Below are 13,539 nucleotides of genomic sequence, written 5' to 3'. Positions count from 1 at the left end.
TCAGCGGCGAACGACCGCCGTCGCAGTGAACTTGTCCTGCAGGCCGCGGCCGTCGGCGTCGGTGAACAGCCCGGGAATCACCAGGGACAGCAACAGGCCCCGCACGATCGCCCGCCCGCTGCCCACGTGCTGGCGGTTATCGACCGGAACCACCATCAAGCCGAGCGCGTACTGCCCGGGAGTGAAGCCGAACAGCCGCAGCGACAGCACACCCAGCACGAACCAGATCGCCAACACCGCCGTGGACAGCGTGGAGATGCTGAGGATGCCCACCGTCATGCCCAGTGCGGCCAGCCCGTAGGCAATGAACCAGTCGATCAGCAGCGCCAGGAACCGCCGGCCCATCCGGGCCAGCGAACCCGGACCGGATTCCGGCAGACCGAGGTCCTGACCGGGCCATCCCTCCTCGGCTCCGGGGCTTGCCCCTTCCGGTCCGGACAGCCAGGATCCGATCTCACGCGCCATGGCCCCAGGATATGCGGGCCTGCGGCAGGCCCCAGCGTCGTGCCTGCACCTAGGATGCGTAACGTCGGCGCAACATGCGCTTGATGGGCAGGCAACATCAACTTCATAGCGTCAACCGCGGGTTAACAAACCCATTGCCGAGACCTGCGCAAAAACCGGCTGCACCGAAGGAGATTAGTAAGTGGCAGAAAAGAACGCTGACGACCTGTTCAAGCTGATCAAAGACGAGAAGGTCGAGTACGTCGACATCCGCTTCTGCGATCTGCCCGGCTCGGTTCAGCACTTCTCCATCCCCGCCTCCGCGTTCGACGAGAGCGTGTTCGAGGACGGCCTCGCGTTCGACGGCTCGTCGGTGCGCGGCTTCCAGTCCATCCACGAGTCCGACATGATGCTGTTGCCGGACCCCGAGACCGCGCGTATCGACCCGTTCCGCAAGGCGAAGACGCTGAACCTCCAGTTCTTCGTCCACGACCCGTTCACCCGCGAGGCCTACTCGCGCGACCCGCGCAACGTCGCCCGCAAGGCCGAGAACTACCTGACCAGCACCGGCATCGCCGACACCTGCTACTTCGGTGCCGAGGCAGAGTTCTACATCTTCGACTCGGTGACCTTCGACTCGAAGATCAACGGCACCTCCTATGAGGTCGACTCCGAGTCCGGTTGGTGGAACACCGGCGAGCCCTATGAGGCCGACGGCAGCCCGAACCTGGGGTACAAGGTCCGCCCGAAGGGTGGCTATTTCCCCGTCGCTCCCTACGACCATTACGTCGATCTGCGCGACGAGATGGCCACGAACCTGCAGAACGCGGGCTTCACGCTGGAGCGCGGCCACCACGAGGTCGGCACCGCCGGCCAGGCCGAGATCAACTACAAGTTCAACACGCTGCTGCACGCGGCCGATGATGTGCTGCTGTTCAAATACATCATCAAGAACACCGCGTGGGCCAACGGCAAGACGGTCACCTTCATGCCCAAGCCGCTGTTCGGCGACAACGGTTCGGGCATGCACGCCCACCAGTCGCTGTGGAAGGACGGCAAGCCGTTGTTCCACGACGAGGCCGGCTACGCGGGTCTGTCGGACATCGCCCGGCACTACATCGGCGGCATCCTGCACCACGCGCCGTCACTGCTGGCGTTCACCAACGCGACGGTGAACTCCTACAAGCGCCTGGTGCCTGGCTACGAGGCTCCGATCAACCTGGTGTACAGCCAGCGCAACCGCTCTGCCTGTGTGCGTATCCCGATCACCGGCAACAACCCCAAGGCCAAGCGCCTCGAGTTCCGTTGCCCGGACAGCTCGGGCAACCCGTACCTGGCGTTCGCGGCGATGTTGATGGCCGGTATCGACGGCATCAAGAAGAAGATCGAGCCGCTGACCCCGGTCGACAAGGACCTCTACGAGTTGCCGCCGGACGAGGCCGCCGCGATCCCGCAGGCGCCCACCTCGCTGTCGGCCGTCATCGACCGGCTCGAAGAGGACCACGAATACCTCACCGAGGGTGGCGTGTTCACCGAGGATCTCATCGAGACCTACATCGCCTACAAGCGTGAGAACGAGATCCTGCCCGTGCAGATCCGGCCTCACCCGTACGAGTTCGCGCTGTACTACGACGTCTAAGCCGGCTAACTCGCTGAACAGCAGATATGGCCTTAATCGGCGCTGCTAGTCCGCAGTTGGTCCGCAGGGGTTCGATACGAGTCCATCCGTTCGGCAATCACTCCACCGATTGTCGAGCGGGTGGACTCGTCTGCGTCGGGCCACAAGTGCCCGTAGGTGTCCAGCGTTTGCGCGGGCGGATGCGTGTATCGCGGGCGACGGTCTACCGCGTGTTGGCCGAGGGATGCCGAAGTGACCTAGCGGCAGCAGTTGGGGTCGAGCACCGTGCAGAGCGCGATAAGCGATTCTCGGCGCGGTCGGTGGTAGACGTTCATCCCCCGACGTTCGGATTCGACCAGGCCCGCCGTTCGTAACTGGGTGAGGTGGTGACTCACCGTTGATTCGCTTAGTTCGACCGCTGCCGCGAGGTCGCGACTGCACACCTCCCCAGCGTCTGAACTGAACAGCAGCGAGACCAACTTGACCCGAACGGGGTCCGCTAATGCCTTGAGCCGCAATGCGATCTCCAATGCCGCCTCGTTGTCGAGGGGGCCGGCGGCCATGGGCGAGCAGCACACCGGCGCGGACATATCCACCACGGGCAACGTCTTCGGCATACCTGCCATCTTGCCACAGGTATTGACATACATCGAAGAGGTGGCATCATCAGTGCTATCCATAGTTCGACATAAGCCACATAGGTAGGAGCCGTCATGTCCCGCGCTCAACTTGCCCTCAACGTCGATGACCTGGACGAAGCCATCACGTTCTACTCGAAGCTGTTCAATACCGAGCCAGCCAAGGTGAAGCCGGGTTATGCGAACTTCGCGATTGTCGAGCCGCCGTTGAAGTTGGTCCTGCTAGAGAACCCCGGCAAGGGCGGCACCATCAACCACCTTGGTGTCGAGGTCGAGTCCAGTGCGACCGTCCACGCTGAGATCGCCCGCCTCACCGACGCAGGTTTGTTCACCGACGAGGAGATCGGAACCACCTGCTGCTTCGCCACCCAGGACAAGGTGTGGGTCACCGGACCCGCCGGCGAAAAATGGGAGGTCTACACCGTCCTCGCCGACTCCGACACCTTCGGCAACAGCCCCGAACACTCTGAGGGCGGCACCGCCGAGGGTGGCGTCTGCTGTGGCGGCACCGCCGCCGCCGACGCCGAGGCCGAGAAATCACCCGCTACTAACGCCTGCTGCTGAGATCGTGAACTCCCCTGCCGCAACCGAAGTAGAGACCGCGGTCGTCGGGAAGCTCTCGCTGCTAGACCGATTCCTGCCGGTGTGGATCGGCATCGCCATGGCGGTCGGTCTACTTCTGGGTCGCCTCGTACCAGGGCTGAACACCGCATTGGACAAGGTCCAAGTCGACGGCATCTCGCTGCCGATTGCGCTCGGGTTGTTGATCATGATGTATCCGGTCCTGGCCAAGGTTCGCTACGACCGGCTCGATACCGTCACCGGCGACCGCAAGCTGCTCCTTAGCTCCTTGCTGTTGAACTGGGTGCTCGGTCCCGCGCTGATGTTCGCGCTGGCGTGGCTGTTGCTGCCCGACCTGCCCGAGTACCGCACGGGCCTCATCATCGTTGGCCTTGCCCGCTGCATCGCGATGGTCATCATCTGGAACGACCTCGCCTGTGGCGACCGCGAAGCCGCCGCCGTCCTCGTCGCGCTCAACTCGGTGTTCCAGGTCGTTATGTTCGCCGTCCTCGGTTGGTTCTACCTGTCCGTGCTGCCCGGCTGGCTCGGCCTGTCACAGACCACCATCAGCACCTCGCCGTGGCAGATCGCCAAGTCGGTGCTCATCTTTCTCGGCATCCCCCTGCTCGCCGGATACCTCTCCCGACGGCTCGGGGAGAAAGCAAAAGGCCGCGACTGGTACGAGGCGAAGTTCCTACCGAGGATCGGACCGTGGGCGCTCTATGGCCTGCTGTTCACCATCGTCATTCTTTTTGCACTGCAAGGGGATCAGATCACCAGCCGCCCGCTAGACGTTGTCCGGATCGCCCTGCCTCTACTGGCCTATTTCGCGATCATGTGGGGCGGCGGCTACGTACTGGGCGCTCTGCTCGGGCTGGGCTATCAGCGCACCACCACGTTGGCATTCACCGCAGCGGGCAACAACTTTGAACTCGCCATCGCCGTCGCAATCGCCACCTACGGCGCGACCTCGGGACAGGCGCTCGCCGGAGTGGTCGGCCCGCTGATTGAGGTGCCCGTCCTCGTCGCCCTGGTCTACGTCTCCCTTGCCTTACGACCCCGCTTCGCTAACCAGGCAACATCATCGACCGCCACGCACGATAGGAGCACACCATGACCGACAGCCCCGCGTCCCTGGCCGCCCACGCTCGCGGCAACCTGTCCATCGACCAGCAGCGTGCATTGAAGACGGCAGCCACCCGCCTGCACACCGACTTCGGCGAGCACTTCGGCATCGAAACCATCGAACGATTCCTGCACTCGTCCTACGACCAGTTCGCCGGTCGCGCCACCATCCCCAACTTCTTGCCACTGCTTGCCGAACGCTGGGCACGCCAACGCCTCACCGCCCTTGCCCGCGTCGAAGGCAAGATCACCGACACTAAACCCACCGTGCTGTTCCTGTGCACCCACAATGCAGGCCGCTCCCAAATGGCGCTCGGATACTTCAACCACCTCGCCGGGGAGCAAGGCGTGGCCTGGTCGGGCGGATCGGAACCGGGCAACGAGATCAACCCCGCCGCCGTGGCCGCCATGGCCGAGATCGGCATCGACATCACCCGCGAGTTCCCCAAGCCATGGACCGACGAGATCGTTCAGGCCGCCGACGTTGTGGTCACCATGGGGTGTGGGGACGCTTGCCCGTTCTTCCCCGGAAAGCGTTACGAAAACTGGGAATTGCCGGACCCCGCTGGGCAAGGCATCGACGCCGTCCGACCGATCCGCGACACCGTCGAAGCGCGTGTGCGCCAGCTTCTCGCCGAACTCGGCATCACCCCCGCTGCCTGATGGCCTCATCCGAGCGCACGCCGTCGGTGTTGTTCGTCTGCGTCAAGAACGGGGGCAAGTCCCAGATGGCCGCCGGACTCATGCGCAAGATCGCCGGTGACGCTGTGGACGTGCATTCTGCTGGCACCAAGCCAGGCAGCAAAGTCAACAAACTCTCCGCCGAGTCGCTTGCCGAAGTGGGAGTTGACATCAGCGCAGAGACACCCCAGCCCATCGACCCAGAACTCGTCCGCCACGTCGACATCGTGGTGACCCTCGGGCGCGAAGCCCACGTCGAGCCAGTCGCTGGAACCCGATTTGAGAACTGGGACACCGACGAGCCATCCGAACGCGGAATCAACGGCATCGAACGCATGCGATTGGTTCGAGAAGACATCGCCCACCGCATCGCGGATCTTCACTGTCGACTGACGCAACAACGCGACTGGTCCTAAGTTCATGGGCCGCTTGAGGGGGTGGGGGGTGCCCCTTACCGCGCTCGCCGTACTCCTGGGAGTCATCAAAACTTCCAACGCCGCCCGTGCCGCAACGCGGTGCGGGCGGTTTCGTCTTTGTGGCGGAAAGCGTTGGTGCTACGGCGTTTTGGTCTTTGCGGGATAAGCCGTCGGTGGCGGTCCGGCGACGGGTTTGACGGTCGGCGGCGCGGCGGGAGCATGCATTGTCGGCGGAGGCGGAACCGCGACGGCCGTGGACATCTGCGGTGGCGACAGGGGCGCCTCGGCGGGCGGGGCGGGGTGATACCGCAATGTCGCGACCGCCAGGCCAACCACGACCGCGCTGAAAACGAACATGACAATGCCGCGAACTGATATGCGTCGCTTCATTCTGGCGACGGTGTATCCCGGCACGGGCTGAACCCTAATAGCCGCCGGCGTCAACAAACCCGCCCGCAAGCATCTTCACAGGCACCTACTGGCTGGTCCACAGAGAAGCAGGTCCGAACCCTATTCCGACCGCGGTCCGGACAGTATCGTTGGCCCCATGACGCAGAGACTCGACGCGCGCCTCGACCGTAATGCACCTGCCGCCCTTAGCCTGTTCCGGATCATCTTCGGACTGCTGTTCTTGTTCGAAGGCCTCTCGAAAATCTTCGGCTGGCCGATCGCACCCGGTGGCGGCCCTGCCCCGGTGGGTGCGTGGCCCTATTGGTACGCCGGCATCATCGAGCTGATCCTCGGCACGCTGATCACCGTCGGGTTCTTCACCCGGATCGCCGCGTTCATCGCGTGCGGTGAAATGGCTTTCGCCTATTTCACCCAACACATCGAGATCAGTTTCTGGCCGATCGTCAACGGCGGCGAGCTGGCCGTCGCATTGTGCTTCGGATTCCTGCTGCTGGTGTTCACCGGCGGTGGCGCCTACGCGCTGGATGCCGCCCGCGGCCGGCGCTAGGCGTCCAGCGCCAGATCCTTACGGAACCGCCGCATGCCGTCGATTTTCTCGGCAAGCGATGCGTCCGGGCCGGAGTAGAACATCCACGGCATCGTCACGATCCCGGTGATGCCCGCCGACGCCGCCCGCTCGTAGTGCGGGATGGTGAAGGCATCGGTCAGCGGTGTCAGGATCTCGAAACCGTCCATCGTCAAGCCGCTTTCGGCGCGTAGCGCGCGGAGCTTCTCGACCCGCAGGATGGCCTGGTCCAGGCTGATCAAGTCGCCGATCCACCCGTCAAGGCGCGCCGCGCGCCGCAGGGCGATATCGGACAGTCCCCCGCTGTAGATCGGGATGTGTGGTGGCGTCGGCATCATTTCCAGCCGCGGGGTCTGATAGAACTCGCCGTTGAACTCCGTCCAGCCCGGCTGCCAGAGCGCCCGCATCAGCTCGATCATCTCGTCGGTGCGCTTGCCCCGCTTGGCGAACTGCTGGCCCATCAGGGTGAACTCTTCCTCGCACCAGCCCACACCGATGCCGAGCTCCACCCGACCGTTGGCCAGATACGCCGCGGTGCCAATCGATTTGGCGGCCGAGTACGGATCGCGCATCCCCGGGATGTACACCGTCGTCACGAACTTGATCTCACTCGTGGCCTGTGCCAGCGCGCCGACCAACACCCATGGGTCAGGCCAGTCGGTGAACGGCTGCCAGCGCCGCTCGCCGTTCTTGGTGTACGGGTATGGGGTGGCCAGGGTCTCCAGGTTCACCACATGGTCGGGAATGCCGAGCCCGTCGTAACCCAACTCGTCGGCGGCCTTGGCGATCTCGATGATCTCGCTGGTCTCCAGGAACGCAACACTGACATAGAACTTCACTGGTTAACGTCCCTCGCCCACGCCGGCATGATGAAAACTCCTTCTGCTTCTACGGTGATTCCCTGTGCGTCGCTGAGCGTTCCGCGCGCATATGTCTTGTAACCCTCGGCGCGCTCTACCCAGGCGTCGCCCCGCAACGGCCCAAGCGGCGTCCCACGCAGGTACTTCAGCGTGATCGTGCCGGTGAATTTCGGCTTGCTGAGCTGATTGGTGGCGACCTCACCGAGGAGCTGGTCGAGCAGCAGCGCGCAGATGCCGCCGTGCACCAAACCCGGCGGCCCCTCGTAGACCGGCCCGAGGGTGAACTCAGTCCAGACCCGGTCGACCTCATGGTGGGTGTTCATCGGCGGCGCGAGCGGATTGTGCCGTCCCACGGCCGGATTGCGCCAGACCACGGGCAGGCCGGTTTCCTCGTGCCGCAGTACCCGTGGCCGGTCGGTCGGAGTGCGCTCCAGCATCTCGGTGACTTCGCCGATGGTTTGCCGGGCCGCCATGATCGTCTCCTCGTCGGCACCGCTGTGCAGGCTGGCGTCGACGAGCCTGCGTATCGCCTCGGCGAGCGGCTCGTGAAGCGCCCCGATCCGGTCGTGTTCGTCGGCGCTGATCACGCCAAACTCGAAGTCCATCGCTGCCTAACCTCCGAATACCTTGAGCACAACGGCTTTTGCGCGCCGCGTCACCCGCAGGTAGTTGTCCAGAAACTCCCCGCCGTCGTCGCAGTGCCAGCCCGCCGCAACCGCGACCGCGTTGAGCTGACGCCCGGGACCGGGCAGCTGGTCGGTCGGCTTGCCACGCACCAGCACCAGCGCGTTACGCGCGCTCGTCGCCGTCAGCCAGGCCTGGCGCAGCAGGTCGACATCGTCCTCACCCAGCAGCTCGGCGGCGCCGATGGCGTCCAGTGTCTGCAGTGTCGAGGTGTTGTGCAGCGACGGGACGTGGTGGGCATGGCGCAGCTGCAGCAGCTGGACCGTCCATTCGATGTCGGCCAATCCACCGCGGCCGAGCTTGGTGTGGGTGTTGGGATCGGCGCCGCGGGGCAGCCGCTCGGCATCCACTCGGGCCTTGATCCGCCGGATTTCCTGCACCGCTTCGGCGGATACCCCGCCTGCCGGGTATCGCGTCTTGTCCACCATCAGCAGGAAGCGGTCCCCGAGGTCCATGTCCCCGGCCACCGCGTGGGCCCGCAACAACGCCTGGATCTCCCACGGCTGGGCCCACTGCGCGTAGTAGGCCTCATACGAAGCCAGGGTGCGTACCAATGGACCCTGACGACCCTCGGGGCGCAGATTGGTGTCGACCTCCAAAGGCGGGTCGGCACTGGGTGTTCCGAGTAGCGTCCGCACCTGTTCGGCGATCGTCACCGACCACTTGACGGCGCGTGATTCCTCGACGCCGGAGTTCGGCTCGCAGACGAACATGACATCGGCGTCCGAGCCGTACCCCAGCTCCCCACCGCCGAGCCGGCCCATCCCGATCACCGCGATCTTCGCGGGCGTCACCCCGTCGTCGGGGGTGTTGGCGCGGATCACCGCGTCCAGCGCCGACTGCAGCACCGCCAGCCAGACCGACGTCAGCGCGCTGCAGACGTCGCGGACCTCCAGCATGCCCAGCAGATCCGCGGACGCCACCCGGGCCAGTTCCCGACGACGCAGGGTCCGCGCGGCCGCGATCGCCCGCACCGGGTCGGCGTGCCGCACGGTCGAAGCGATCAGCGCCCGGGAAACGGCGTCGGGGTCGACGTCGAGCAGCTTGGGGCCACCAGGACCGTCGGCGTACTGCTGGATCACCTCCGGTGCCCGCATCAACAGCTCGGGCACGTAGGCCGAGGTGCCCAGCACCTGCATCAGCCGCTTGGCGACCGCGCTCTCGTCGCGCAAAGTGCTCAGATACCAACGTTGTTCGGACAGCGCCTCGCTGACCCGCCGGTAGGCCAGCAGGCCGCTGTCCGGGTCCGGGGCGTCCGAAAGCCAGTCCAGCAGCCGGGGCAACAGCACCGACTGGACTCGACCGCGGCGGCCGCTCTGGTTGACCAGCGCGCTCAGGTGGGTCAGCGCACTCTGCGGACCTTCGTACCCCAGCGCGGCGAGCTGACGCTCGGCAGCGGCCGGCGTGAGGCCCGGTGCGAGCCCGACCGACGGGCCGACGGACTCCAGCAGCGGTTGGTAGAAAAGCTTGGCGTGCAACCGCGATACCCGAACGTTCTGCCGCTTGATCTCCTCGCGCAGCACGCCGAGCGAGTCGTGAGTGCCGTCGGGACGCATGTGCGCCGCGCGGGCCAGCCAGCGCAGTCCCTCTTCGTCCTCGGCGGGGGGAAGCATGTGAGTTCGCTTGAGGCGCTGCAATTGCAGCCGATGCTCCAGTAGTCGGAGGAATTCATACGACGCAGTCAGGTTCGCGGCGTCGTCACGTCCGACGTAACCACCGGCCGCCAGCGCCGCGAGCGCGTCGACCGTCGAGGCCACGTGCAGCGACTCGTCGGTCCGGCCGTGCACCAATTGCAGGAGCTGGACAGCGAATTCGACGTCGCGCAGCCCACCCGTGCCGAGCTTGATCTCGCGGTCCCGCACGTCGGCCGGCACCAGCGCTTCCACCCGGCGGCGCATCGCCTGCACCTCGGGCACGAAATCCTCACGCTCGCAGGCGGTCCACACCATCGGCATCAGCGCGGCGATGTACTGCTCCCCCAGCTCGGCGTCACCGACGGCAGGCCTGGCTTTCAACAGCGCCTGGAATTCCCACGTCTTGGCCCACCGCTGGTAGTACGCGACGTGCGAGTCGAGGGTCCGCACCAGGGCGCCCTGCTTGCCTTCGGGGCGCAGCGCGGCGTCCACTTCGAAGAACGTGTCCGACGCCAGCCGCATCATCTCGCCGGCTACCCGGGTGGTCACCGGGTCGGCGTCCTCGCCGACGAAGATGACGTCGACGTCGCTGACATAGTTCAGTTCCCGCGCACCGCATTTGCCCATCGCGATCACCGCGAGGCGCGGGGCCGGCGTGCCCTCCTTGCAGACCGTCGCGATCGCCACCTTCAGTGCGGCATCCAGCGCGGCATCGGCGATGTCCGACAGATGTTCGCCGATGGTGGAGAACGCAGGCACCGGTTCGTTCTCGACGGTCGGCGCCACGTCGAGTGCGGCCAGGACCAACAGCTGGTCGCGGTACAGGACGCGCAGCCGGGGCATGATCGCAGCTGGGGCGGTACCGAATTCGGCGATGCAGGCGTCGAATTGACCACGCAGCGCGGCAGGCCCGGGCAGTGTCACCGCACCTTCGAGCAGATGCCATGACTGCGGGTTGGCGACCAGATGATCGCCAAGGGCCAGCGACGAGCCGATCACCGCGAACAACCGGCCGCGCAAGCCGCGGTCCTTGACTAGAGCGGAATTCAGCTGCGGCCAGTCACCGCCCAGTGCGTCGGCCAACCGGCTCATCGTCTGCAGGGCTACGTCGGCGTCCGGCGCCCGCGACAGTGACCACAGCAGTTCCACGTGAGCGTCGGTGTCCCAGCCGAGCCTCGTCAGGTCAGCGGCGGCGGAGGGTTCGACCAGACCGAGCCGGCCCACGCTGGGAACGCGTGGGCGTTGCGTCGCTGGTTTCGCCACGTGCACGACGGTAGCGCACGCCTATTAAAGAGACAGGTAGGCCTTCAGCTCGTACGGCGTGACGTTGCTGCGGTACTCCTCCCACTCCGCGCGCTTGTTGCGCAGGAAGTAGTCGAAGACGTGCTCGCCCAAGGCCTCGGCGACCAACTCGGAGTTCTCCATCTCGGCCAGCGCGATGCCCAAGCTGGACGGCAGCTCCTTGTAGCCCATCGCGCGGCGCTCCTCTGGAGTCAACGTCCACACGTTGTCCTCGGCCTGTGGGCCCAGCACATAGTTCTTCTCGATGCCGCGCAGCCCGGCCGCCAGCAGAACCGCGAACGCCAGATACGGATTGCATGCCGAGTCGGGGCTGCGCACCTCGATGCGCCGTGAGGAGGCCTTGCGCGGGGTGTACATCGGCACCCGCACCAGCGCCGAGCGGTTGGCCGCACCCCACGAGGCCGCGGTCGGAGCCTCGCCGCCGTGCACCAGCCGCTTGTACGAGTTCACCCACTGATTGGTGACGGCACTGATCTCACTGGCGTGCTCCAGGATGCCCGCGATGAACGACTTCGCGACATCGGAAAGCTGCAGCGGATCGTCGGGGCCGTGGAACGCGTTGGTCTCGCCCTCGAACAGGCTCATGTGGGTGTGCATGGCCGAGCCGGGATATTCGGAGAACGGCTTGGGCATGAACGACGCCCGCACCCCTTCGGCGAGCGCGACTTCCTTGACGATGTAGCGGAACGTCATCACGTTGTCGGCCATGGACAACGCGTCGGCGTAGCGCAGGTCGATCTCCTGCTGGCCGGGCGCACCCTCGTGGTGGCTGAATTCGACCGAGATGCCCACCTGCTCCAGGGCGTCGATGGCATGCCGGCGGAAGTTGGGGGCCGAGTCGTGCACGGCCTGGTCGAAGTAGCCGCCGTTGTCGGCGGGCACCGGCACCGAGCCGTCGTAGGGCCCGGGCTCGAGCAGGAAGAACTCGATCTCGGGGTGCACGTAGCAGGAAAACCCGAGGTCGCTGGCCTTGGCGAGCTGGCGGCGCAGCACATGGCGGCTATCGGCCCAGGACGGTGAGCCGTCGGGCATGGTGATGTCGCAGAACATCCGGGCCGAGTGTTGTTGGCCCGCACTGGTGGTCCACGGCAGCACCTGGAAGGTCGACGGATCCGGGCGGGCGACGGTGTCGGATTCGAAGACGCGCGCGAAGCCCTCGATCGAGGAACCGTCGAAGCCGATCCCCTCTTCGAAGGCGCCCTCAAGCTCGGCGGGAGCGATCGCAACCGACTTCAGGTAACCGAGCACGTCGGTGAACCACAACCGGACGAATCGGATATCCCGTTCCTCCAGCGTGCGCAGCACAAATTCCTTCTGGCGGTCCATGACGCGAGCGTATGCAGCGGGTGTTAATTCCGTGTTACGCAAACGGTAAAAGCCGCATCAGCAGGCCGATTGCCGACATTCGGACATACTGACCCGATGAAGGCGGTCATCCCCATTCTTCTCATCGCCGGCATCGTGATCATCGCCATGGGGCTCTACATCCACCAACTCAGGAAGACACTGCGCGGCGTCGACAATCCGCTGATATTCCTTTCCACACGGGAGCGCAGGGCTCACGCCCGCGACTTGCTCAAACGTGAGCAGGAACGCCACGAAGCCGAGCACCAGGAAAGACTGAACAAAATCATCTTCAACCGAGGAGCGGAAGACACGTGAAAGGTCGATTAATCGCCATCGGCGGTGTGGCGGCGGTGATCATCGTGGGCGGGATCGTCTTGAGCGGTTGCAGCACCCAGGTGGGCGCGGGCACGACAGCGGTCAAGGTGGACGACTACTTCATGATCCCCACCGACCCGAAGGTGGAGGGCTGCATCAGCCCCGAAACCTCCGAGTTCAACCCGCCGGGTGGATTCAAGGTCTACCTCTACCCGTCGCGCCAGATCTCCTGGGATGCCCTCGACCGGCCCGACGCGGAGGCCCCTGCGACGCTGGTGGTCTCCAACGCCTCAGCCCCAGCCGAGTTGAAGGTTCCCGTCTCGGTCACGTTCGACCTGACCAACGACTGCGACAAGCTCAAGGAGTTCCACCGCGAATTCGGCACCAAATACTCCGGCTGGCTCAACAGCGACGGCACGGTCAGTCAGGGCTGGAAGAGTCTGCTGAGCTATGTGGTGGGTCAGCCTCTGGAGAACACCCTGGTGTCTGTGGCCCAGAAGTACACCTGGCGGCAGATCTGGAACGACGAGGCCGTGCGGGTGGAGTTCCAGAAGGCCCTGCGCGAAACCCTGCCCCAAGCCACCCGGGCCCGCACCAACGGGCAGGAGTACTTCTCCAACTTCGCGGTGACGGTGATGAAGCCCGACCCGGTGGACCCGGGACTCAAAGAGGCCATTGTCGCCGAGCAGCAGGCCATCGCCCAGGCGAACGCGGCCCGCGCCAAGGGGGTCGCCGACGCCGAGGCCGCCAAGGCCAAGGCTGACGCGGACGTGATAACCGCGAGGGCCCAGACCGAGCTGGCCCAACAGCAGGCCTTGCAGAAAAAAGCCGAGATCGCCGGATTCCCGTCGGTGGAGGACTTTCTGAAGGCCAAGGCCATCGACGCGGGCCAGAACCCATACCAACCCACGTACGTCGTTCCGCAGGGCGGCCGCTGA

The 13,539-nt window shown here is 65.3% G+C and carries 14 protein-coding genes and 1 pseudogene; 8 read left to right on the top strand and 7 right to left on the bottom strand.

Annotation, left to right across the window (positions count from 1 at the left end; all coding sequences use genetic code 11):
• Window positions 1-465, bottom strand: coding sequence for an RDD family protein (locus SLQ31_RS13260; protein WP_319433278.1), 465 nt, complete (start codon window positions 463-465; stop codon window positions 1-3).
• A gap of 181 nt (window positions 466-646) precedes the next feature.
• Between SLQ31_RS13260 and glnA (SLQ31_RS13255) the strand changes: the two genes are divergently transcribed.
• Entirely contained in the window at window positions 647-2,083 is a 1,437-nt protein-coding gene (gene glnA / locus SLQ31_RS13255) for a type I glutamate--ammonia ligase (RefSeq protein WP_319433277.1), read from the top strand.
• Between the two features lie 236 nt (window positions 2,084-2,319).
• On the opposite strand, the gene SLQ31_RS13250 is transcribed toward glnA (SLQ31_RS13255), so the two are convergent.
• Entirely contained in the window at window positions 2,320-2,679 is a 360-nt protein-coding gene (locus tag SLQ31_RS13250; RefSeq protein WP_319433275.1) for an Rv2640c family ArsR-like transcriptional regulator, read from the bottom strand.
• Between the two features lie 96 nt (window positions 2,680-2,775).
• On the opposite strand from SLQ31_RS13250, the gene SLQ31_RS13245 reads away from it, so the two are divergent.
• The 4 genes and pseudogenes from SLQ31_RS13245 to SLQ31_RS13230 all read left to right on the top strand — a co-directional run bounded on the left by SLQ31_RS13245 (window position 2,776) and on the right by SLQ31_RS13230 (window position 5,483).
• The gene (locus SLQ31_RS13245) at window positions 2,776-3,264 is read left to right on the top strand and encodes an ArsI/CadI family heavy metal resistance metalloenzyme (RefSeq protein ID WP_319433273.1); all 489 of its coding nucleotides are present in this window, start codon (window positions 2,776-2,778) and stop codon (window positions 3,262-3,264) included.
• A 4-nt stretch (window positions 3,265-3,268) separates the two neighbouring features.
• Window positions 3,269-4,375, top strand: a pseudogene (gene arsB, locus SLQ31_RS13240) (ACR3 family arsenite efflux transporter); the annotation flags it as partial.
• Complete coding sequence (locus SLQ31_RS13235) at window positions 4,375-5,049, top strand: arsenate reductase ArsC (RefSeq protein ID WP_319433271.1); 675 nt, start codon at window positions 4,375-4,377, stop codon at window positions 5,047-5,049. The pseudogene arsB and the gene SLQ31_RS13235, both read left to right, overlap by 1 nt.
• Window positions 5,049-5,483, top strand: a complete 435-nt coding sequence (locus SLQ31_RS13230) for a low molecular weight phosphatase family protein (protein ID WP_319433269.1) — start codon at window positions 5,049-5,051, stop codon at window positions 5,481-5,483. Before SLQ31_RS13235 ends, SLQ31_RS13230 begins: the two co-directional genes overlap by 1 nt.
• 138 nt (window positions 5,484-5,621) lie before the next feature.
• Here SLQ31_RS13230 and SLQ31_RS13225 read toward each other — a convergent pair whose 3' ends face one another.
• Complete coding sequence (locus tag SLQ31_RS13225; RefSeq protein ID WP_319433268.1) at window positions 5,622-5,873, bottom strand: hypothetical protein; 252 nt, start codon at window positions 5,871-5,873, stop codon at window positions 5,622-5,624.
• Window positions 5,874-6,030: 157 nt separating this feature from the next.
• Here SLQ31_RS13225 and SLQ31_RS13220 point away from each other — a divergent pair, with 157 nt between their 5' ends.
• The gene (locus tag SLQ31_RS13220) at window positions 6,031-6,441 is read left to right on the top strand and encodes a DoxX family protein (RefSeq protein ID WP_319433267.1); all 411 of its coding nucleotides are present in this window, start codon (window positions 6,031-6,033) and stop codon (window positions 6,439-6,441) included.
• Here SLQ31_RS13220 and SLQ31_RS13215 read toward each other — a convergent pair.
• From SLQ31_RS13215 to glnA (SLQ31_RS13200), 4 genes are read right to left on the bottom strand one after another with little or no spacing between them, the layout of a single operon-like run.
• Entirely contained in the window at window positions 6,438-7,298 is an 861-nt protein-coding gene (locus tag SLQ31_RS13215; RefSeq protein WP_319433265.1) for a TIGR03619 family F420-dependent LLM class oxidoreductase, read from the bottom strand. The genes SLQ31_RS13220 and SLQ31_RS13215 overlap by 4 nt on opposite strands.
• On the bottom strand, window positions 7,295-7,924 hold the full coding sequence (locus SLQ31_RS13210) for a PaaI family thioesterase (RefSeq protein WP_319433263.1): 630 nt from the start codon (window positions 7,922-7,924) through the stop codon (window positions 7,295-7,297). Before SLQ31_RS13210 ends, SLQ31_RS13215 begins: the two co-directional genes overlap by 4 nt.
• Before the next feature lie 6 nt (window positions 7,925-7,930).
• Window positions 7,931-10,900: a bifunctional [glutamine synthetase] adenylyltransferase/[glutamine synthetase]-adenylyl-L-tyrosine phosphorylase gene (locus SLQ31_RS13205; RefSeq protein ID WP_413642030.1), complete on the bottom strand. Its 2,970-nt coding sequence runs from the start codon at window positions 10,898-10,900 to the stop codon at window positions 7,931-7,933.
• 24 nt (window positions 10,901-10,924) lie between these two features.
• Entirely contained in the window at window positions 10,925-12,265 is a 1,341-nt protein-coding gene (gene glnA / locus SLQ31_RS13200) for a type I glutamate--ammonia ligase (RefSeq protein WP_319433258.1), read from the bottom strand.
• 96 nt (window positions 12,266-12,361) lie between these two features.
• Between glnA (SLQ31_RS13200) and SLQ31_RS13195 the strand changes: the two genes are divergently transcribed.
• The gene (locus SLQ31_RS13195; protein ID WP_319433256.1) at window positions 12,362-12,601 is read left to right on the top strand and encodes a hypothetical protein; all 240 of its coding nucleotides are present in this window, start codon (window positions 12,362-12,364) and stop codon (window positions 12,599-12,601) included.
• Window positions 12,598-13,539, top strand: coding sequence for an SPFH domain-containing protein (locus tag SLQ31_RS13190; RefSeq protein ID WP_319433254.1), 942 nt, complete (start codon window positions 12,598-12,600; stop codon window positions 13,537-13,539). The genes SLQ31_RS13195 and SLQ31_RS13190 overlap by 4 nt, the downstream gene beginning before the upstream one ends.

It is taken from the genome of Mycobacterium sp. RTGN5 (assembly GCF_033804465.1).
Lineage (GTDB): Bacteria > Actinomycetota > Actinomycetes > Mycobacteriales > Mycobacteriaceae > Mycobacterium.
Note: the sequence above shows the minus strand (reverse complement) of the source record. Positions and strands in the feature narration are given on the sequence as shown.